The organism is Pseudomonas sp. ICMP 8385 (assembly GCF_002699915.1).
In the GTDB taxonomy this organism is placed as follows: Bacteria; Pseudomonadota; Gammaproteobacteria; order Pseudomonadales; family Pseudomonadaceae; genus Aquipseudomonas; species Aquipseudomonas gessardii.
The window spans coordinates 1-19,031 of the sequence record NZ_LKBY01000121.1 but is presented as its reverse complement, the minus strand read 5'-3'; the positions used below and the strand labels follow the sequence as shown (position 1 = coordinate 19,031).

19 protein-coding genes and 1 pseudogene are annotated in these 19,031 nt (G+C 62.3%); 13 read left to right on the top strand and 7 right to left on the bottom strand.

Features of this window, described 5'->3' with window-relative positions:
- Positions 1 to 174: 174 nt before the first annotated feature.
- From AO268_RS33875 to AO268_RS23600, 8 genes and pseudogenes are all read left to right on the top strand, one after another.
- Positions 175 to 393 (top strand): annotated as a pseudogene (locus AO268_RS33875) (sensor histidine kinase); the annotation flags it as partial.
- Positions 390 to 1,136 carry a LytR/AlgR family response regulator transcription factor gene (locus AO268_RS23630; RefSeq protein ID WP_099170017.1) on the top strand — a complete coding sequence of 249 codons (747 nt, stop codon included), beginning with the start codon at positions 390 to 392 and terminating at the stop codon, positions 1,134 to 1,136. The pseudogene AO268_RS33875 and the gene AO268_RS23630, both read left to right, overlap by 4 nt.
- A gap of 138 nt (positions 1,137 to 1,274) precedes the next feature.
- Positions 1,275 to 2,216 carry a hydroxymethylbilane synthase gene (hemC, locus tag AO268_RS23625; RefSeq protein WP_076964257.1) on the top strand — a complete coding sequence of 314 codons (942 nt, stop codon included), beginning with the start codon at positions 1,275 to 1,277 and terminating at the stop codon, positions 2,214 to 2,216.
- On the top strand, positions 2,213 to 2,980 hold the full coding sequence (locus AO268_RS23620; RefSeq protein ID WP_099170016.1) for a uroporphyrinogen-III synthase: 768 nt from the start codon (positions 2,213 to 2,215) through the stop codon (positions 2,978 to 2,980). Before hemC ends, AO268_RS23620 begins: the two co-directional genes overlap by 4 nt.
- Positions 2,981 to 2,999: 19 nt before the next feature.
- A complete protein-coding gene (locus AO268_RS23615; RefSeq protein ID WP_076964255.1) occupies positions 3,000 to 4,112 on the top strand; it encodes a uroporphyrinogen-III C-methyltransferase in 1,113 nt (370 codons plus the stop codon).
- Positions 4,113 to 4,117: 5 nt separating this feature from the next.
- On the top strand, positions 4,118 to 5,359 hold the full coding sequence (locus tag AO268_RS23610; RefSeq protein ID WP_099170015.1) for a heme biosynthesis protein HemY: 1,242 nt from the start codon (positions 4,118 to 4,120) through the stop codon (positions 5,357 to 5,359).
- 224 nt (positions 5,360 to 5,583) lie between these two features.
- Positions 5,584 to 6,105 (top strand): disulfide bond formation protein B, encoded by a 522-nt coding sequence (locus AO268_RS23605; RefSeq protein ID WP_076964253.1) that lies wholly within the window; start codon positions 5,584 to 5,586, stop codon positions 6,103 to 6,105.
- 205 nt (positions 6,106 to 6,310) lie between these two features.
- Positions 6,311 to 6,769: an Rsd/AlgQ family anti-sigma factor gene (locus AO268_RS23600; RefSeq protein ID WP_076964252.1), complete on the top strand. Its 459-nt coding sequence runs from the start codon at positions 6,311 to 6,313 to the stop codon at positions 6,767 to 6,769.
- Positions 6,770 to 6,824: 55 nt separating this feature from the next.
- Here AO268_RS23600 and AO268_RS23595 read toward each other — a convergent pair whose 3' ends face one another.
- Positions 6,825 to 7,490, bottom strand: coding sequence for an FKBP-type peptidyl-prolyl cis-trans isomerase (locus AO268_RS23595; protein WP_076964251.1), 666 nt, complete (start codon positions 7,488 to 7,490; stop codon positions 6,825 to 6,827).
- 192 nt (positions 7,491 to 7,682) lie between these two features.
- Between AO268_RS23595 and AO268_RS23590 the strand changes: the two genes are divergently transcribed.
- Positions 7,683 to 8,903 (top strand): AlgP family protein, encoded by a 1,221-nt coding sequence (locus AO268_RS23590; protein ID WP_099170014.1) that lies wholly within the window; start codon positions 7,683 to 7,685, stop codon positions 8,901 to 8,903.
- On the opposite strand, the gene AO268_RS23585 is transcribed toward AO268_RS23590, so the two are convergent.
- Complete coding sequence (locus AO268_RS23585) at positions 8,900 to 9,364, bottom strand: TIGR02444 family protein (protein WP_099170013.1); 465 nt, start codon at positions 9,362 to 9,364, stop codon at positions 8,900 to 8,902. The genes AO268_RS23590 and AO268_RS23585 overlap by 4 nt on opposite strands.
- A 50-nt stretch (positions 9,365 to 9,414) precedes the next feature.
- On the opposite strand from AO268_RS23585, the gene AO268_RS23580 reads away from it, so the two are divergent.
- The 3 genes from AO268_RS23580 to AO268_RS23570 all read left to right on the top strand — a co-directional run bounded on the left by AO268_RS23580 (position 9,415) and on the right by AO268_RS23570 (position 12,598).
- A complete protein-coding gene (locus AO268_RS23580) occupies positions 9,415 to 11,325 on the top strand; it encodes an ATP-binding cassette domain-containing protein (RefSeq protein WP_076964248.1) in 1,911 nt (636 codons plus the stop codon).
- On the top strand, positions 11,325 to 11,894 hold the full coding sequence (locus AO268_RS23575) for a mechanosensitive ion channel family protein (protein WP_076964247.1): 570 nt from the start codon (positions 11,325 to 11,327) through the stop codon (positions 11,892 to 11,894). Before AO268_RS23580 ends, AO268_RS23575 begins: the two co-directional genes overlap by 1 nt.
- A 71-nt stretch (positions 11,895 to 11,965) precedes the next feature.
- Entirely contained in the window at positions 11,966 to 12,598 is a 633-nt protein-coding gene (locus tag AO268_RS23570) for a LysE family transporter (RefSeq protein WP_076964246.1), read from the top strand.
- 148 nt (positions 12,599 to 12,746) lie between these two features.
- On the opposite strand, the gene AO268_RS23565 is transcribed toward AO268_RS23570, so the two are convergent.
- Genes AO268_RS23565 through AO268_RS23550 form a run of 4 tightly spaced genes read right to left on the bottom strand, consistent with a single transcriptional unit; the run spans position 12,747 to position 15,890 of the window.
- A complete protein-coding gene (locus AO268_RS23565; protein ID WP_099170012.1) occupies positions 12,747 to 13,487 on the bottom strand; it encodes a penicillin-binding protein activator LpoB in 741 nt (246 codons plus the stop codon).
- Between the two features lie 3 nt (positions 13,488 to 13,490).
- Positions 13,491 to 14,078: a penicillin-binding protein activator LpoB gene (gene lpoB, locus AO268_RS23560; RefSeq protein WP_076964244.1), complete on the bottom strand. Its 588-nt coding sequence runs from the start codon at positions 14,076 to 14,078 to the stop codon at positions 13,491 to 13,493.
- 35 nt (positions 14,079 to 14,113) lie between these two features.
- Positions 14,114 to 14,482, bottom strand: a complete 369-nt coding sequence (locus AO268_RS23555) for a YcfL family protein (RefSeq protein WP_076964243.1) — start codon at positions 14,480 to 14,482, stop codon at positions 14,114 to 14,116.
- A gap of 10 nt (positions 14,483 to 14,492) precedes the next feature.
- The gene (locus AO268_RS23550; RefSeq protein ID WP_076964242.1) at positions 14,493 to 15,890 is read right to left on the bottom strand and encodes a COG3014 family protein; all 1,398 of its coding nucleotides are present in this window, start codon (positions 15,888 to 15,890) and stop codon (positions 14,493 to 14,495) included.
- Between the two features lie 303 nt (positions 15,891 to 16,193).
- On the opposite strand from AO268_RS23550, the gene AO268_RS23545 reads away from it, so the two are divergent.
- Positions 16,194 to 18,092, top strand: a complete 1,899-nt coding sequence (locus AO268_RS23545; RefSeq protein WP_099170011.1) for an FTR1 family protein — start codon at positions 16,194 to 16,196, stop codon at positions 18,090 to 18,092.
- 97 nt (positions 18,093 to 18,189) lie between these two features.
- Here AO268_RS23545 and elbB read toward each other — a convergent pair whose 3' ends face one another.
- Entirely contained in the window at positions 18,190 to 18,855 is a 666-nt protein-coding gene (gene elbB, locus AO268_RS23540) for an isoprenoid biosynthesis glyoxalase ElbB (RefSeq protein ID WP_099170010.1), read from the bottom strand.
- Positions 18,856 to 19,031: the final 176 nt, after the last annotated feature.

The window sequence follows — 19,031 nt, the reverse complement described above, 5'->3', positions numbered from 1 at the left end:
GGAGTGAAAGGGGGTTTCACCCGACCGGATCCTGAGGTAAACAAAGGATGTTTATTGAAACGATATTTGACGATTGAGCAATGTCGTCTTCATGAGCGTCTACAGTTGCACTGACAGGGGTGCAGTGCACCAATGCCAGGCGATGAGGTCGAACTCCAGGCTAACCTTTAAGTAGAGGGGGTGTTCATATTGTGTATCAGCAAACCCTATGAAGATGCCCTGCGGTATCGGGGTATGGGCGGTATTGAACAGGTCCGGGTAAATATTGGTGTCGCTCTCGGGGCACTTTTTGCCGCTCGCGCTAGTCTTAGCGTGGATCGCCGTGACGGAAGTCACCGCACCTGTCTACGCTATCCTTGTGCGAGACTCACGCAGGAATCCAGCGCAATATGAATGTCCTGATCGTTGATGACGAACCCCAAGCCCGCGAGCGACTGAGCCGTATGGTCAGTGAACTCGAGGGATACAGTGTCCTTGAACCCAGCGCTTGCAGTGGCGACGAGGCGTTGGCCTTGATCGAAAGCCTGAAGCCGGATGTGGTGCTGCTCGATATCCGCATGCCGGGCCTTGATGGCCTGCAGGTTGCTGCCCGCTTGAGCGAACGCGAGTCGCCGCCAGCGCTGGTGCTATGCGCCAGCGAAGAGGAGTTTTCCTCCGAGGCCCTGGAGGCCAGTGGTGTCAGCTTCCTGACCAAGCCGGTATCGGCCGATGCGCTGCTCAAGGCCTTGAAGAAGGCTGAGCGGCCCAATCGCGTGCAGCTTGCCGCTCTGACCCAGCCCGCAGCGCAAAGTGGCAACGGCCCCCGCAGCCATATCAGTGCCCGGACCCGCAAGGGCATCGAACTGATTCCGGTGGACCAGGTGATTTACTTTATCGCCGACCACAAGTACGTGACCTTGCGCCACGAGGTCGGTGAAGTGCTGCTCGATGAGCCACTCAAGGCCCTGGAAGACGAATTTGGCGAACGTTTCGTGCGTATTCACCGCAATGCGCTGGTGGCCCGCGAACGCATCGAGCGCCTGCAGCGCACGCCCCTGGGGCATTTCCAGTTGTTCCTCAAAGGGCTCAACGGCGACGCGTTGATCGTCAGCCGGCGCCATGTCGCAGGCGTGCGCAAAATGATGCAGCAGCTTTAGCCCGAGGGCTGTAGCGACCTGCATGCCCCGTATCCCGGTGCGCAGCGGCCAGGGAGGCCCTGCACTTGCTGATTCAAATCAAGGCGGTTCTGCCTGAGCTGTTATTATCTGCCGTATCTATTCAGTACGGATCGATCCATGTCCTCTCGCGAAATCCGCATCGCCACCCGTAAAAGCGCCCTGGCCTTGTGGCAGGCCGAATACGTCAAAGCCCGCCTTGAGCAAGCCCATCCGGGCCTCACGGTGTCTCTGGTGCCCATGGTCAGCCGTGGCGACAAGCTGCTCGACTCGCCGCTGTCGAAAATCGGCGGCAAGGGCCTGTTCGTCAAGGAGCTGGAAACCGCTCTATTGGAGAATGAGGCCGACATCGCCGTGCACTCGATGAAAGACGTGCCGATGGACTTTCCCGAGGGGTTGGGCCTGTACTGCATCTGCGAGCGTGAAGATCCCCGCGATGCCTTCGTGTCCAACACCTACGCCTCCCTGGATGACTTGCCGCAGGGCAGCATCGTCGGCACCTCCAGCCTGCGTCGCCAGGCGCAGTTGCTGACCCGTCGCCCGGACCTGCAGATCCGCTTCCTGCGGGGCAACGTCAATACCCGCCTGGCCAAGCTGGATGCCGGTGAGTACGACGCGATCATCCTGGCGGCAGCCGGCCTGATCCGCCTGGGCTTTGAAGACCGTATCACCTCGGCCATCAGTGTCGAAGACAGCTTGCCGGCCGGTGGCCAGGGGGCAGTCGGTATCGAATGCCGCACCGCAGACCGTGAAATCCAGGCGCTGCTCAAGCCCCTCGATCACCCGCAAACCGAAATCCGCGTCACTGCCGAACGCGCCCTGAACAAGCACCTTAACGGTGGCTGCCAGGTGCCGATTGCCTGTTACGCGGTACTTGAAGGTGACAACCTGTGGCTGCGTGGCCTGGTGGGCGACCCCGACGGTGGTTTGCTGCTTACTGCGCAAATCCGCGGGCCACAGGCCGAGGCTGCGAGCCTGGGCGTGCAGGTCGCTGAAGAACTCCTGGCCAAAGGCGCCGGCGCCATTCTGCAGAAAGTCTATGGCGAGGCCGGTCCGCAGTGACCGGCTGGCGTGTGCTGCTGACGCGGCCTGCCGAGGAATCGGCAGCCCTGGCGGCCTCGTTGTCCGACGCGGGTATCTTCAGTAGCAGCCTGCCGTTGCTGGAAACCCAACCCTTGCCCGTCACGAGCGAACACCAGGCGGTATTCCAGGGCCTGGATCGCTATTGTGCGGTGATCGTGGTGAGCAAGCCGGCCGCGCGCCTGGCGCTGCAATTGCTCGATCAGCACGCGCCAGCGGTGCCGGGCTTGCCGTGGTTCAGCGTCGGTGCGGCCACGGCCCAGGTCCTGGCCGAGCGTGGCCTTAACGTGAGTTACCCCGAGCTTGGGGATGACAGCGAGGCCTTGCTTGAATTGCCCCGGTTGCGCGAGGCTATCGCCGTTGACGATGCCCGGGTCTTGATCCTGCGTGGGCAGGGTGGGCGAGAGCTGCTGGCTGAGCGTTTACGCGGCCAAGGTGCTAGTGTCGATTACCTGGAGTTGTATCGTCGGTTTCTGCCGGCCTACGACCCGGATGTGCTCGCCCAGCGCATTGCAGTGGAACGCTTGAACGGCCTGGTGGTCAGCAGTGGGCAGGGTTTTTTGCATCTGCAAGGCCTCGCCGGCGCCCAGTGGCCACGCGTGGCACAGTTGCCGTTGTTCGTGCCCAGCCCGCGAGTCGCCGAAATGGCCCGGGCGGCGGGCGCGGAAAAAGTTGTGGATTGCCGCGGTGCCAGTGCCGCGGCTTTGCTAGTGGCGTTACGGAGCCAGCCCGTTCCCACTCTCTAATAACGCAAAGGATGGACACGTGAGCGAAACAGCCTTGCCTAAAGATGAAGCTCAGCCCGCGCTTGATGCGCCCGTTGAGACCCCGGTCACTACGCCTCGCCGTGGCAACGGCCTGGCGGTCTTTGCTTTGCTGCTGGGTGCCGCCGGTGTTGCGGCCGGCGGCTGGGGGCTCTGGCAGGTCCGGGCCCTGCAAGCGAGCAGCCAGCAACAGCTGGGGCAGGTGCGCACCCTGGACGAACAATCCCAGGGCATCGCGCAGGCTCAACAGCAGTTGGCCGCGCGCCTGGCGCAATTGCCGGGCGCTGATGAACTGGAAGAACGCCGCCGGTTGGTGGCGCAGTTGCAGGGCGACCAGCAACGCCTGAACCAGCGATTGGAAACCGTGCTGGGTGCCAGCCGCAAGGACTGGCGCCTGGCCGAGGCCGAGCACCTGCTGCGCCTGGCCAGCCTGCGCCTGTCGGCCTTGCAGGATATCAACAGTGCCCAGGCGCTGGTGCAGGGCGCCGATGAGATCCTGCGTGAGCAGAGCGATCCCGGCTCCTACGCCGCCCGCGAGCAGTTGGCCAAGAGCCTGGCGGCCTTGCGCAGCGTTGAGCAACCCGACCGCACCGGGCTGTACCTGCAACTGGCGGCGCTGCGTGACCAGGTGGTGCAACTGGCCGCCGTGTCCCCGGAATATCAGCTGCAAGAGAGCCCGCAGGGCCGGCCGACTACCGACACCGATAGCCGCTGGAGCCAATGGTGGGAGCAGATTTCCCGCTACTTCCGTATCGACTTCAACCCCGATGACAACATCCGCCCACTGCTGGCAGGTCAAGGCCTGAACCAGGTGCGCCTGGCCCTGAGCCTGGCGCTGGAGCAGGCGCAATGGGCCGCCCTCAATGGCGAGCCGGCGGTGTACGCCCGTGCGTTGGGCGAGGCGCGCAGCGTCTTGCAAGACAATTTCAACCAGGACAACCCGCAAAGCCAGGCCATGCTGGCGCGTATCGCCGAGCTTGAGCCCAAGGCCGTCTCGGTGGTGACCCCGGACCTCGCCGCGAGCTTGTCTGCGGTGCAGGCTTACCTTGAACGCCGCCATCTGTCTGCCGATGAAGCCAAGGCTTCCGCCGGTAAGCCGGCGACCCAGGAGTAAAGCCGATGAAGCGTTTCTATGTGATCCTGGTGCTGGCGATTGCTCTCGCCCTGGCGCTGGCGGTGGGCATCTCGAAACACACCGGCTATGTGCTGATCAGTTATCCCCATGTGCTGCATTACGAGTCCGGCCTATGGTCGACCCTGGTGGCCGTGTTTGTCGTCGGCCTGGCGATCTATCTGTTGCGGGTGCTGCTGGGCCTGGTGACCACCTCCGGTGGCGTGGTCAATCCCTGGTCACGGCGCAATCGCAGCCGCCGGGTGCAGGTGGCGATCGAGCAGGGGCAGATGGACCTGGCGGAAGGCCGCTGGGCCAGTGCCGAGCGGCACCTGCACCGTGCGGCGGAAGCCGAGCGCCAGCCATTGCTGTATTACCTCGGCGCGGCGCGGGCGGCCAACGAGCAGGGGCGTTATGAAGAGTCCGACAGCCTGCTGGAGCGGGCCCTGGAGCGTCAGCCCCAGGCCGAGCTGGCCATCGCCTTGAGCCACGCACAGCTGCAGATGGACCGTGGTGACACGGAAGCGGCCCTTGTGACGCTGCAGGCCATGCATGAACGCCACCCGCACAACGCCCAGGTCCTGCGCCAGCTTCAGCGTTTGCACCAGCAGCGCGGTGACTGGTCCTCGGTGATCCGCCTATTGCCGCAATTGCGCAAGGACAAGGTGCTGCCGGCTACCGAGCTGGCAGATCTGGAGCGCCGGGCCTGGGGTGAAAACCTGAGCCTGGCGGTCCAGCGCGAAGAGCACGGTGAAGCCGGCCTGCAATCCCTTGAACGGGCCTGGCAGCAACTGACCTCGGCCCAGCGCCAGGAGCCTCAGCTGGTGCTGGCCTATGCCGAGCAGTTGCGCCAGTTGGGTGCCGATGCCAAGGCCGAAGAGGCATTGCGTGTTGCGCTCAAGCGCGGTTACGACAGTCACCTGATCCGGTTGTATGGCCTGTTGCGTGGTGGCGATCCGGCACGCCAGCTGAAATTCGCCGAAGGTTGGCTCAAGGACCATCCGGGGGATGCCAGCCTGTTACTGACATTGGGCCGGCTGTGCCTGCAAAACAGTTTGTGGGGCAAGGCGCGGGACTATCTGGAAAGCAGCCTGCAAGTGCAGCGCAACCCTGAGGCCTGTGCCGAGTTGGCGCGGCTGCTGGCGCAGTTGGGTGACACCGAGCGCAGTAACCAGTTGTTCCAGGAGGGCCTGGGTCTGTTGGACAGCCGTCTGCTGGCTTCGCCGCTGCCGGTGCCTGCCCGGGTCTAGCGTAGGAAGCCTTGAAGGGTTGGTTCAGACCAACCCTTCAAAACCTCTCGGTTTTGCGGATTTCAGGGGCTTGAAGTGGTTTCCCACAGGGGGCCACGTAAAGTTACCTACCTATTGACGGAATATCCCTGCGATCTCACGGAAGCGTCTGCTCCAACGCGTATTGAAAGGGGTAAGGTCTTTCCTCTACCGTAACGACCTATCTCTTGTGTTGCGGATAAACAATGTCTTTGGCCCCTTCACGCTCCTTGTTCTTCCTGGCGTTCATGGCCGGTGCATTGACGTTGGGCGCGTCTTTTTATCTGGAATACGGGGCTCTTCTGCGACCTTGTTTCCTGTGCCTGATCCAGCGCAGCCTGCTGGCGCTGTTCACCCTGGTCAACCTGATCGCGACACTCCATGGCCCCAGGCGCGCAGGTATTTACCTGTACTGGGCGGCGAGTATGGGGTGTGCGTTGCTCGGCGCAGTGACAGCGGTGCGCCAGGTGCTGTTGCAGAACATCCCGCCTGACCAGATGCCCCACTGTTGGCCAAGCCTGGAATACATGATCGAAAACCTGTCGTTGGGGCAAGCCCTGCAATTGGCATTCAAGGGCACGGTCGACTGTGTGGAAATCAACTGGACGTTGTTCGACTTGAGCATCCCGGAGTGGAGCCTGCTGTTCTTCGTGGCCATGCTTATCCTGGGGGCAACCCAGTTTTCGCGCGTGTTGTCCGGTCAGGGTTTGCGCTTCGTGAAGCACTGATTAGCGGTGTTGGCCCGTAGGATGGGATTAAACACTTGTATGAACTTTCTGGTCTGCGTACCTTGAAGCCACAGTCACGCGGGCATAATCTGGCCCGCACGCGTTATTGAAACAATTTGTTCGATGCGGCGTTGCCCGGTTGCCGCCTTATCCTCGACGTGTTGCGCGGGCAAAAGCGGCACCGCCCATAAGGGAAGAGATCATCATGTTGGAACGTTGTCAGAATGCTCAGGAACGCTGGGGTGGTGTGCATAAGCTGATCGACAGCTGGTTGAAGGCGCGTCACGAATTGGTTCAAGCCTTTGATGCTCTGGGCGAGAAACCCGAAGCGCTGGCTGAGAACCGTGAGCCTTTGCAGGACTTCTGTGGTGTCTTGGTGGATTACGTCTCGGCAGGGCACTTCGGTATCTATGAACAATTGACCAAGGAGGCCGAGGCCTTCGACGACCAGCGCGGCCTGGACTTGGCCAAGACGCTTTATCCACGAATCAAAGACATCACCGAAAAACTCCTGGCCTTTAACGACCTTTGCGACAAGGGCGAGTGTGTGGCCGCAAAATTCAAAGAGCTGGGCGGCCTGCTCCATGAGCGTTTCGAGCTGGAAGACTGCCTGATCGAAGTGCTGCACAACGCCCATAAGGAAGAGCCTGCAACCCAGGCTTGATTCTTAGCGGCAAGACAAAAAAACGGTGCGCATGGCGCACCGTTTTTCGTTGGGGTCAGACGTCGGTTGCGAGCAATTCAATCTCGAAAACCAGCGGAGTGTAAGGCGCGATCAGTTCACCTGCACCGTCTGCGCCATAGGCCTGTGCCGATGGAATCACCAAGCGCCACTTCGCGCCCACCGGCATCTGCTGCAACGCGCTTTGCCAGCCGCTGATCACACTGTCCAGGCGGAACCACTGGGGCTGTGCACTCTGGTCGAAAATCGTCCCATCGGGCAATCGCCCCACGTACTTCACTTGAACCCGATCGTAGGCGCCTGGTTTTTCCCCGCGGCCGGGAGCCAACTCTGTGAGCAAGATACCGTCTGCCAATTCGCGCACGCCGGGTTTGGCTTTTTCCGTGGTCATAAATTGTTGTTCGGCGGCAAGAGCCTGTTCGCTTTGCGGCACTTGGGGCCCGGTGCTGGCCTGCGCTTCGTGTTGGGCAAGAAGCTGTGCGATGCGTGCGTCGTCCAGGGCCAGGGGCTTGCCTTGATAGGCTTGCTTGAGACCTTCGAGCAAGGCCTGGATCTGCAGGTCGGGGACTTCCTGGCGCAGGCGTTCACCCAGGCTGGCACCCAGGCTGTAGGCCAGGTCATGGCTGTCTTTGGACGTCGTCGGCTCACTTGCGTTGGCCACTGAAAACGATAAGCCCAGGATGAAAAAAAGGTAACGCGACATGGGTATTCTCCAGCCGAAAGTGCGGTGAATTATGCCAGCGTGGTGGGGTAAAAAACGCAGTGGTTTTTCGTTATATCAATAAGAATTTTTGTGCGGTGCAACGCAACGCATTCGATACTGTCAACATGCCCTAGCGGCGGTAAGAGCAGAGGGCTAGTATGAGCCGCACCCACGTCAGCCAGGAGGTAAACCATGTCGGCCAAACAGAAGCCTGTTAATACCCCATTGCACTTGCTCCAACAACTCTCGGGCAGCCTGCTCGAACATTTGGAAAGTGCTTGCTCCCAAGCCTTGGCTGATGCAGAGAAACTGCTCGCCAAGCTGGAAAAACAACGGGGCAAGGCGCAAGAAAAACTGCATAAATCCCGCATCAAACTGCAAGACGCCGCGACTGCCGGCAAAGCCAAGGCGCAGACCAAAGCCAAGGGCGCCGTCAAAGAACTTGAGGACTTGCTCGATGCCCTCAAGGATCGTCAATCCGAAACCCGCACCTACATCCTTCAACTCAAGCGCGATGCCCAAGAGAGCCTGAAACTGGCACAGGGTGTTGGTCGGGTGAAAGAAGCGGTGGCCAAAGTATTGAGCGCTCGTACACCAGCCAAGGCCGTTGCTGCCAAGGCACCCGCCAAAGTTGCAGCCAAGCCTGCCGCTAAAAAAGCGCCGGCGAAACCGGCCGCCAAGCCAGTTGCTAAAGCTGCTGCTGCAAAACCGGCCGCCAAGCCAGTTGCCAAAACCGCTGCTGCAAAACCAGCCGCCAAGCCAGTTGCCAAAACGGCTGCTGCAAAACCAGCTGCCAAGCCAGCTGCTAAAACCGCTGCTGCAAAACCAGCTGCCAAGCCAGTTGCTAAAGCTGCTGCTGCAAAACCAGCTGCCAAGCCAGTTGCCAAAACGGCTGCTGCAAAACCAGCTACCAAGCCAGCTGCTAAAACCGCTGCTGCAAAACCAGCCGCCAAGCCAGCTGCTAAAGCTGCTGCTGCAAAACCGGCCGCCAAACCAGTGGCTAAAGTTACTGCTGCAAAACCAGCCGCCAAGCCAGCTGCTAAAGCTACTGCTGCAAAACCAGCCGCCAAGCCCGCTGCCAAACCAGCTGCTGCAAAGCCGGCCGCCAAGCCAGTTGCCAAACCAGCTGCTGCAAAGCCGGCCGCCAAGCCAGTTGCCAAACCAGCTGCTGCAAAGCCGGCCGCCAAGCCAGTTGCCAAACCAACTGCTGCAAAGCCGGCTGCCAAACCCGCTGCTGCAAAGCCAGCCGCCAAACCCGCTGCTGCAAAGCCAGCCGCCAAACCAGCGCCAGCTCCAGCAGCTGTCAAGCCAGCGACCCCTGCCGCACCGGCAGCGCCAGCCGCTACCACCGCACCGGCCAGCAGCACGCCTGCCCCGGCAGCATCAGGCACCACCCCAACCAGCGCTTCCTAAGTGCCGGTGGCCGCGGCGCGCAGCTGATGCAGCGCGTCGTGGTCGAGGTTGGCGGCTTCGGTCGCCAGTCCTTCAAGCCATGTCTGATTCGTGGCGCGCTCCCCCGTTGGCCAAGCCTGTGCCAGCGTCTCCAGACGTAACAGCAGCTGCCGTTCGGCTTCCAGCTCCAGGGCCTTGACCCGCTCACGCAACGCTCCCAGCGCCACATCCTGCTGCGCCAAGGTGCGCCATTGCTTGCGCAGCCTGCGCAAGGGCTCCACAACATCTGCCTGCCAAGGCCCGGCGATTGCCCGCAGCACTTGCAGGCGTCTAGGTTCAGGGGCGACCCCGCGCTGTTCCAGCCACAACCCGCACAACAACAGACACACATCCGCCCCTTGCTCCTGCAAGCGCAGGCAGGCATCTTCAGCACCCGCACGGGCGTAGGTCGAGAGGGCAAAGCTCCACAGGTCAGCGCACATGTTCACACCCAAGCCAGCGGCCAACGAAGCTGGTAGACTCCGCCGCCATTATGATCCGACTTCAAAGCCTAACATTACAGCGTGGCCCGCAACGTCTTCTTGAGGACGCCGAGCTGACCCTGCACGCCGGTCACAAAGCCGGCCTGATCGGTGCCAATGGCGCCGGTAAATCCACGTTGTTCGCCCTGTTGCTCGGTGAGCTGACCCCGGATTCCGGGGACTGCCTGCTGCCGGCCGACTGGCGTATCGCCCATATGCGCCAGGAGATCGACACCCTGGACCGCATCGCGATCGACTACGTGCTCGATGGCGACCTGCGCCTGCGCCAGGTGCAACACGACCTGGCCGAGGCCGAGAAAGCCCAGGACGGTGCCGCCCAGGCCCGCCTGCACTCGGAACTCGACAGTGCCGACGGCTACACCGCCGACGCCCGTGCGCGCAAGATGCTCGCCGGCCTTGGGTTCACCAACGAACAGATGGACCGCCCGGTCGCCGACTTCTCCGGGGGCTGGCGCATGCGCCTGAACCTGGCCCAGGCCCTGATGTGCCCGTCGGACCTGTTGCTGCTCGATGAGCCGACCAACCACTTGGACCTCGATGCGATCCTGTGGCTGGAGGATTTCCTCAAGAGTTACCAAGGCACCTTGTTGCTGATTTCCCACGACCGGGATTTCCTCGACGCCGTGGTCGATAACATCGCCCATGTCGAACAGAAGAAAATCACCCTCTATCGCGGCGGCTACACCGCGTTCGAGCGGGCCCGTGCCGAACGCCTGGCCCAGCAGCAACAGGCCTTCGAGAAGCAACAGGCGCAGCGCGCGCACATGGAAAGCTACATCGCCCGGTTCAAGGCCCAGGCCACCAAGGCCCGCCAGGCCCAGAGCCGGATCAAGGCCCTGGAGCGCATGGAAGAACTGTCGGCGGCCCACGTCGATTCGCCGTTCGACTTTGTGTTCCGCGAATCGCTGAAAATCTCCAGCCCCTTGCTCGACCTCTCGGATGCCCGCCTGGGGTATGGCGACAAAACCATCCTGGAGAAGGTCAAGCTGCAACTCACGCCGGGCGCGCGCATCGGTTTGCTCGGCCCCAACGGCGCGGGTAAGTCGACGCTGATCAAGAACCTGTCGGGCGAGCTGCAACCCCTGGCCGGCCGCCTGACCCGTGGCGAGAACCTGGTGGTGGGCTATTTCGCCCAGCATCAGTTGGACTCCCTGGATGCCAAGGCCAGCCCGCTGTTGCACTTGCAACGCCTGGCGCCGACCGAGCGCGAACAGACCCTGCGCGACTTCCTCGGTGGTTTCGACTTCCGTGGCGCGCGCATCGATGAGCCGGTGCTGAACTTCTCCGGCGGCGAAAAAGCCCGCCTGGCCCTGGCCCTGATCGCCTGGGACCGGCCCAACCTGCTGCTGCTCGACGAACCGACCAACCACCTGGACCTGGAAATGCGCCTGGCGCTGACCATGGCCCTGCAGGAATTCAGTGGCGCAGTGCTGGTGGTGTCTCACGACCGTCACTTGCTCAAGAGCACCACTGACAATTTCCTGCTGGTGGCCGATGGCAAGGTCGAAGAGTTTGACGGTGACCTGGACGACTACGCCCGTTGGTTGACCGACTATCGTCTGCGTAACGCGCCGGTCAGCAACACCCCGGTCAACCCGGACAAGACCGACAAGAAAGCCCAGCGCCAGGCCGCCGCGGCCCTGCGTCAGCAGTTGGCGCCGCACAAGCGCGAAGCCGACAAGCTCGAAGCCGAACTGGGCAAGGTGCACGAGCGCCTGGCCAAGATCGAGGCCAGCCTCGGCGACAGTGCGGTATACGAAGCGGCCCGCAAGGATGAACTGCGCGACTTGCTGGCCGAACAGGCCAAACTCAAGGTGCGCGAAGGGCAATTGGAGGAAACCTGGATGGAAGCCCTCGAACTGCTCGAAGGCCTGCAAGCGGAGCTGGAGGCGTTGTCCTGATGGAAGCCCTGGAACTGCCGCTGCCGGCGCAATGGATCGAACCGGTATGGATGGGCGTGCAAATCCTGCTGATCCTGCTGGCCGGTTACCTGGCGCAGCGCTTCGTCGCCAAGGGCCTGACGCGCCTGGGCGAGCGCTACCCGTTCCCGCCGCAACTGCTGATGCCCCTGCGCGGCGGCCTGCGCTGGCTGATCATGGGCAGTGCGCTGATCTTTGTCCTCGAGCGCCTGGGGGTGTCGGCCATTGTGCTGTGGACCGCGCTGTCGGGCTTTGTGGCGGTGGCGGCGGTGGCGTTCTTTGCCATGTGGTCGGTGCTGTCCAACCTGCTGTGCGCGATCCTGATCTTCACCGTCGGGCCGTTTCGTCTGGGCGATGTGGTCGAGCTGGTGGACACCGTCGACAAACCTGGCGTCAAGGGCCGGGTGATCGCGATCAACTTGCTGTACACCACGCTGATCGAAGTGCCCGAAGCGGGCACCGACAGTGCCGTGGTGCAAGTGCCCAACAGCCTGTTCTTCCAGCGCTCGGTACGCCGCTGGCGCGGTAGCGATATCAGCCCCTTGCCCTGAAAAATCTCTAGCCAGCCCTCGGCCCTTGGCGTTAGCTTAGTGCTCACAACGAATTTGCTACGAGGTGTGTAATGGCGCTCGACACATGGCTGGCCTTCTTCCTGGCCAGCTGGATCATCAGTCTCTCCCCCGGCGCGGGCGCCATCGCCTCCATGTCCAGCGGCCTGCAATATGGTTTCCTGCGCGGTTACTGGAACGCTATTGGCCTGCAACTGGGCCTGGCGATGCAGATTGCCGTGGTAGCGGGCGGCCTGGGCGCCATTCTGGCGACGTCTTCAACCGCGTTCTATGCGATCAAATGGTTTGGCGTGGCGTACCTGGTGTACCTGGCCATCAAGCAATGGCGCGCCCTGCCCATGGACATGAGCGATGACGCGCCGGTGCGCCCGATCGGCAAGCCGATGGCGATGATGTTCCGTGGCTTTCTGGTCAATGCCAGCAACCCCAAGGCCCTGGTCTTTATGCTGGCGGTGCTGCCACAGTTCGTGAACCCACAGGCGCCGCTGCTGATCCAGTACCTGATCCTCGGTGCGACCATGATTGGCGTGGATATGATCGTGATGGCCGGCTACACCGGGCTGGCGGCGAAAGTGTTGCGCCTGTTGCGCACACCCAAGCAGCAGAAGCGCATGAACCGTACGTTTGCCGGGTTGTTCGTGGGCGCTGCGGGTTTCCTCGCCAGCCTGCATCGCGCCACGGCCTGACGGCGATTTACCTGAAGAAACCGAATCAAAACTGTGGGAGCTGGCTTGCCTGCGATGCAAGCGCCGCGGTGTCACTGATACACCGCGGTGATGCGATCGCAAGCAAGCCAGCTCCCACATTGATGTGTGCTAGCCGAGCCACCGAGGCTCAGTGCAGGATCTTCGGCGCCTCATCCCTTGGCAGGTTGTTGCGCAATGCCGGCTGCCCAGGCTCCTGGTAGCCGCCGCCCAGTTGCTCCTGCAACTGGCGCGCCACATCCTCCCCCAAGGTTTTTGACACGTCCTTCACCACCCGTGGCCGGCTCAGGCTCACGCGTACGTCGCGGCTGCTCACCAGCTTGGTGTCCTGGCCTTCACCCATGGCGGTAAACGCCGAGGTGATCTCGTAGGTGCGGGTGTTGATCAGGCTGAAATCCGCCACGACCGCCAGCCCCAGCACCGCCGAATAGCTGTTGGTGCGATCCAGGGCGTTGATGTCCTGGGTGAAGTCGATATCCGACAAGGTGCCAAACAGCACATAGTCGGCGCCCTTGAAGTGGCCGGCCTTGATCCGCTTGATCACGTCGTACACGTCGCCCTTGGCCTCGCGGGTGTAGGGCGTGCCCTGGACCAGCTGGAACTGGCGCGACTTGAGGATTTCGCCCTTGATATCGCCGCTGAATTTACGCAGCTCGCTCTGTTCGATGTAGCTGTTGCGGCTCTCGAATTCGGCGTAGCTGGACGCGCCGCTGGCGTTGTACGGGCTGGCCTGGAAGTTATGGCTGGCCGCGACGGCGTGGATGTATTCCTCCACGCGCGCCTCGTAGGCCAGGTCCGTGACCGCGATTTTCGGCGCCGCCCAGGCGCCAGCGCTGCACAGCAGGGCGATGATGCCGATCCATGGGCGCATGGCCTAGCGCTCCGTGGTCTTGCGGATTTCTTTTTCGTCCATCCATTCGGCCAGGCCGCTTTCGACGTCGATCAGTTGCAGGCTGAACTTGTAGAACACGTCCTTGTAGTCGGCGCTGCGCTTGACGATGGAACTGATGGAGCCTTCCAGGCGGTACTTGGCGGCAATCATGTTGCCGGTCTTGCTGACGGTGGACTTCTTGTACAGGCCGCTCTGGTTTTGCAGCTTGAGTTGCTCGACCTGGCTTTGCATATCGGTGTTGTCGCTGGCGAAACGGGCGGTGCCGGTCTTCATCAGCTGGGTCTTGATCGAGGTGGTGATCTCGCGGGTATCGATGTACTCGCTGGTCTTGTTCTTCACGTCATACACCTGCACCACCGGGCGGCCCTGGAGGATGCCGGACTGCGCCAGGGAGCGGGTCATGCTTTCGGCGATCATCTGCAGGTCGGTGGAGCCGAACTCGTTGGTCACCAGTTCCACGGCCTTGGTGTCGCCGTAGCTGATATTTTTGCCGCCGATGACTGGCGAGGTGTTGGCGCAGCCGCTGGCCAACACGGCGACCACGGCGAGGAACGAAAAGCGTGCAAGCATGGGAATGTCTCTCGAAAACTGAATAGGGGGCTGGCTCAAGGCGTTTTCACTTCAAGACGGAAGTCGGCGGCCTGGGGCAGGTTGGCGATGGCCGGCAGGAAGGTGGCTTGGTTGGCGTAGAGGTTCAGCACTTTCCAGGGTTCTTCGTCGCCCACCGGGAAGCCGTCGGCGCCCAGCCAGGCGAAGCGGTAATACATCATCTGGTTGCTGCTGGTGATGTTGCTCAGTTGCACCTTGGCGGTCAGGAAGCCGTTTTCGCGGGCCACCCGAATGGCGCCGACGGCGATGCCCTTGAACGTGCCCATCACCACGACTTTGCTCGCGGCGCTGCCCGGTGTCGGCGGCGGCGTGGCGCACCCGGCGAGGACGATCAGCGCCAGGGCGCCGAGGATAAAATGACGCATAGCGTGCTCCTTAAGGTTGTTTGAGGCTGGCGACGGCCTGGGCCGGGTTGCTCGCGACCACACGGGCCGCTACGCCGCTGGCGAACACCTGGTTGCCGACCACCCGCAAAGTGATCACCTGATGGCGTTGCTCGGCCTTGACCGTCACCAGGCTGCCGCCCAGGGCATTGGGCAGGCTCACCTGGTGCTCGCCATGCTTGAGGCGCAGGCGCGTGACCTGGGTCATGTCCGGCAGGGTGCGCCAGGTGCGGGTATCGGCGCCCTCGGTGACGGCGGAGGCGATGCCCAGCACCAGGCCGGCCATCGGGTTGGTCTGGTTCAGGTTCTTTTGTGTCACGCCGCGGCTGATGGCGCGCACGGTGGTGCGCAGGATGATCCCCGGCATATCGTCGCGCAGGGCGCGGCGCGACATCGCGGTGGTGCTGTTGAGGGCGGTGAGGTTTTGCTGGCGGCCATCGACGCCGATCTGCGCAAAGGTGGCCGTCGAGGTGTCTGGCTTGATCACCGGGAACGACAGCGGCGTGATCACCCAATGCCCGTCGATCGGGATCGGCAGCGGCAGGCGGATCGAGTCGCGGGCCGGCGCCAGGCCGCTCTGCACCACGATCAGCACGTCGCTTTCGTCAGCCGCCACGGGGGAGGCATCCAGATCGAGCAGGGCCTGTTCCAGCAACGGTGTGTTGGGGCGCAATTCGGCGGCCTTGCGATAGCCCGGCGCGGCCAGGTCCTTTTCGCCCAGGGCTTCGTAGACGAAGCCAGCCAGGTAATGGCTGAACGCACTCTGGTAGCTGTTCTTCAGGCCCACCACGTCCGGGGCGTCGAGGCTTTCCACCGGGTAGCCGCGCAGGTCTTTGAACTGCGTGGCGACGCCCTGACGCTCGGCTTCGTTTTCGCGCTTGAGGTATTCCTTGTCCCGCAGTTCGGCGATCACAGCTTCGCGTTCGTGGGTCTTCTTGATTTCGGTGCGTGCGCCGTCGAAGTCATTGACCGCCAGCAGGTTCAGCGCCATTTGGGTGGTGAGCATGACTTTTTCGTAGTCATAGCCTTCGTAGCGCCGCACCTTGTCATTGACCAGGAAGCTGCCGAATTGCGCCAGGTAGCGCTCGGTATCGAACTTGACCGACTCTTCCCACGTGTACACCACCAGGTCCGCACGGTGCCAGGCCGCCTGGCTGCCGGCCAGGTCGCCCTTGGCCCGCAGCAACTCGCCTTTTTCAAAATAGTAGAGAAGGTCTTTGTCTTCGCTGCTGTTGTTCTTCTCCAGCAGGGTCAGCGCGGCATCCACATTGCCGCTGGCCAACTGCTGGTTGGTGGCTTGCAGTTCAGTGTCGTAGCTGCGGAACATCGAGCAGCCCGACAGCAGCGTAACCGCCGCGAGGGCAAGGGAGGTAAAGACGCGAGATGCCATTGAGGTGCTGCTTCCCTGAGCGTAATCGGCCGAAGGGGCTGGTCGGGCCGAATAACCAAGCGCAGGAAAAGTCTTTTCCCACATATTCCTCATAAAAAGAGGAGCCGAAATGCCGTTTCGCGATAACGAAGGCGGCGCATTATAGGCCTCGTTACTGGCAAAACAATGGCTTTTCAGCTGCATTCTTTAAGGTTTGTGCCACTACGCAGGCCACTGATTTCAGCCGTCAATCACTAACATCTTGAGTCAAACCCATTAACATTCGACAATATGTTACTTCTTGTTTCCATTTGAGAGTCATTCATGACTGCCCCTTCCCGTTTTCTCGCCTGGCTGTTGTTGCCGGCGTTGGTGTTGTGCAGCTTCAACCTGCTGGCGGCCACTGCAGACGGTGCGCCCCAGGCCCTGCATTTACTGGACTACATTGGCGCTGACTATCCGCCGACGGTGGAGGCGGGCAAGGTGGTCGATGAGTCCGAGTACCGTGAGCAGGTGGAATTCCTCGGTGTGTTGCAGGGCCTGGTGGCGCAACTGCCGGACAAGCCTGAGCGCGCAAGCCTGGTCAAAGGCGTCGCTGCGTTATTGGCCGCCGTCACCACCCACCAGGATGGCGGCGTGGTAGCGCGCCAGGCGCGGCAACTGGGGGCGCAACTGGCGGCGGCCTATGAAGTGAGCCAGGCACCGGCCATTACCCCCGACCCGACCCGCGGCGCGCCGCTGTATGCCCAGCACTGCTCGGTATGCCACGGTGACGCCGGGGCGGGCGATGGCCCGGCGGGTGTCGGCATGACCCCGCCACCGGCCAACCTGCGCGATGCGCAGCGCCTGGACCGCCTGAGCCTGTATGGCATCTACAACACCCTGGGACTGGGCGTCGAAGGCACCGATATGCCGTCGTTCGCCGACCAGTTGGATGACCGTCAGCGCTGGGACCTGGCGACCTATATCGCCGGCTTCACTGCTGACCCGGCGGCAGCCAATAGCGAAAAATCCTTCAACCTGGCCGACCTGGCCCGCCAGACCCCGGAAGAAGTGCTGGCCGCCGAGGGGCCGGACGCCGTCCGGGTGTTCCGCGCCCAGCGCGCGCAGCCGCCGCAGGTCCAGCGTGGCCCGGCGCAGTTGCTGGCGTACACCGCCGCCACCCTGGATAAAAGCCTGGTGGCGTTCCGCGGCGGCGAGCACGAACAGGCCTACGACCTGTCGGTAGCGGCGTACCTGGAAGGTTTCGAGCTGGTGGAGAGCTCCCTGGATAACGTCGATGCCAACGTGCGCAAGGACACCGAGAAGGCCCTGATGGCGTATCGGCAGTCGTTGCAGGATGGATTGCCGATCGAACAGGTCCAGCAGCGCCTGGACGTGGCCAAGGGCAAGCTCACTGAAGCGGCCGGCCTGTTGGGCGGCGACGGCCTGAGCTGGTCGTTGAGCTATATCTCGGGCTTGCTGATTCTGCTGCGTGAAGGGCTGGAAGCGATCCTGGTGCTGGCGGCGATCCTCGCCTTCCTGCGCAACACCGGCCAGCAGTCGGCGGTGCGCAGCGTCAACGTCGGTTGGGGCCTGGCCTTGCTGGCCGGTGCGGCGACCTGGGCCCTGGCGGCCTATGTGATTGACGTCAGCGGTGCCCAGCGCGAGTTGCTGGAAGGCTGCACGGCGCTGTTTGCCAGCGTGATGGTGCTGTGGCTGGGGGTGTGGATGCACGACCGCCGGCACGCGGCCGCCTGGCAGGACTACATCAAGAGCAGCCTGGTCGGCGGCGGTGGGCGTTTTGGGTTTGCGGTCCTGGCGTTCTTCTCGGTGTACCGCGAACTGTTTGAAGTGATCCTGTTCTACGAAACCCTGTGGCTACAGGCCGGCCCTGCCGGGCATAACGCGGTATTGGCCGGTGGCGCCACGGCGCTGGTGCTGCTGGTGGGCCTGGCGTGGATCATCCTGCGTGGCTCGGCGAAGCTGCCGCTGGCGCTGTTCTTCGGAATCAACGCGGCGCTGCTGTGCGCGCTGTCGGTAGTGTTTGCCGGGCATGGTGTCAAGGCGTTGCAGGAAGCCGGCATCTTCGGCACCCGGCCGGTGGCGTTCTTTGATTTTGACTGGTTGGGCATTCATGCCGATGCGTATTCGTTGAGTGCACAGGCGCTGGCGATCATTGCGATTGTGGTGCTGTACAGCCGCAGCCGGTTGGCCGAGAAGCGCCGGGTGGCGGCTTCCTGAAGGTACTTGCGGTCAAACTGTGTGGCTTGTGTGGGAGCTGGCTCCCACACAAATCCACCCCTAGACAGGCCACATATGTTTGATCGGTGTCGCCCGTTCAGTCGTGCTCGTGGGTCAGTTCCAGCACCCGGTCCACCAACTTGTTGATGCCGGAGGCCACTTCGCTGATGTTCTTGCCCAGCATATAGGCTGGTGTGCTCACCAGTTTGCGCGCCTTGTCTTCGACGATCTCGTCGACCGCGCACGCCTGGTGGGTGGCGCCCATCTTGTCCAGGGCCGCAGCCGTGTCGGTGTCGTTGCCGATGGTGCAGACCACGCCCGGGCCGTAGATCTTCGCCGCCAGTGCCGGCGAGATACAGATCAGCCCCACGGGCTTGCTCGCTTCGGCAAAGGCTTCGGCCAGCGCCAGTACATCCGGGTTGAGGCTGCAGCCGGCGCCCTCAAGGGCAAAGTTCGACAGGTTCTTCGCCGCGCCAAAACCACCGGGCACGATCAGTGCGTCGAAATCTTCCTCGCGGGCCTGGCGAATGTCCTTCACTTCGCCCCGGGCGATGCGTGCCGACTCCACCAGGACATTGCGCGACTCGGGCATTTCTGCACCCGTGAGGTGGTTGATCACATGCAGCTGGGCAATATCCGGGGCAAAGCACTGGACCTCGGCGCCGCGTTGGTCCAGGCGCAATAAAGTGATCACGCTTTCATGGATTTCAGCGCCGTCGTACACGCCACAGCCGGAAAGGATCACTGCAATCTTTTTGCTCATGGGCATTTCTCCTGATTTATGGCGTTAAATGTCTACTGATTTGTCACTCATTGCCAATGGGATATCCGACCACTCGACCTAAGGAAACTCTGAAAAAGACTTTCTGATTTGGCAAAATACCGCGACCCCACCCACCGAGTTTCCCGATGAAGCAGATGACCTTCGCCGACGCCGAG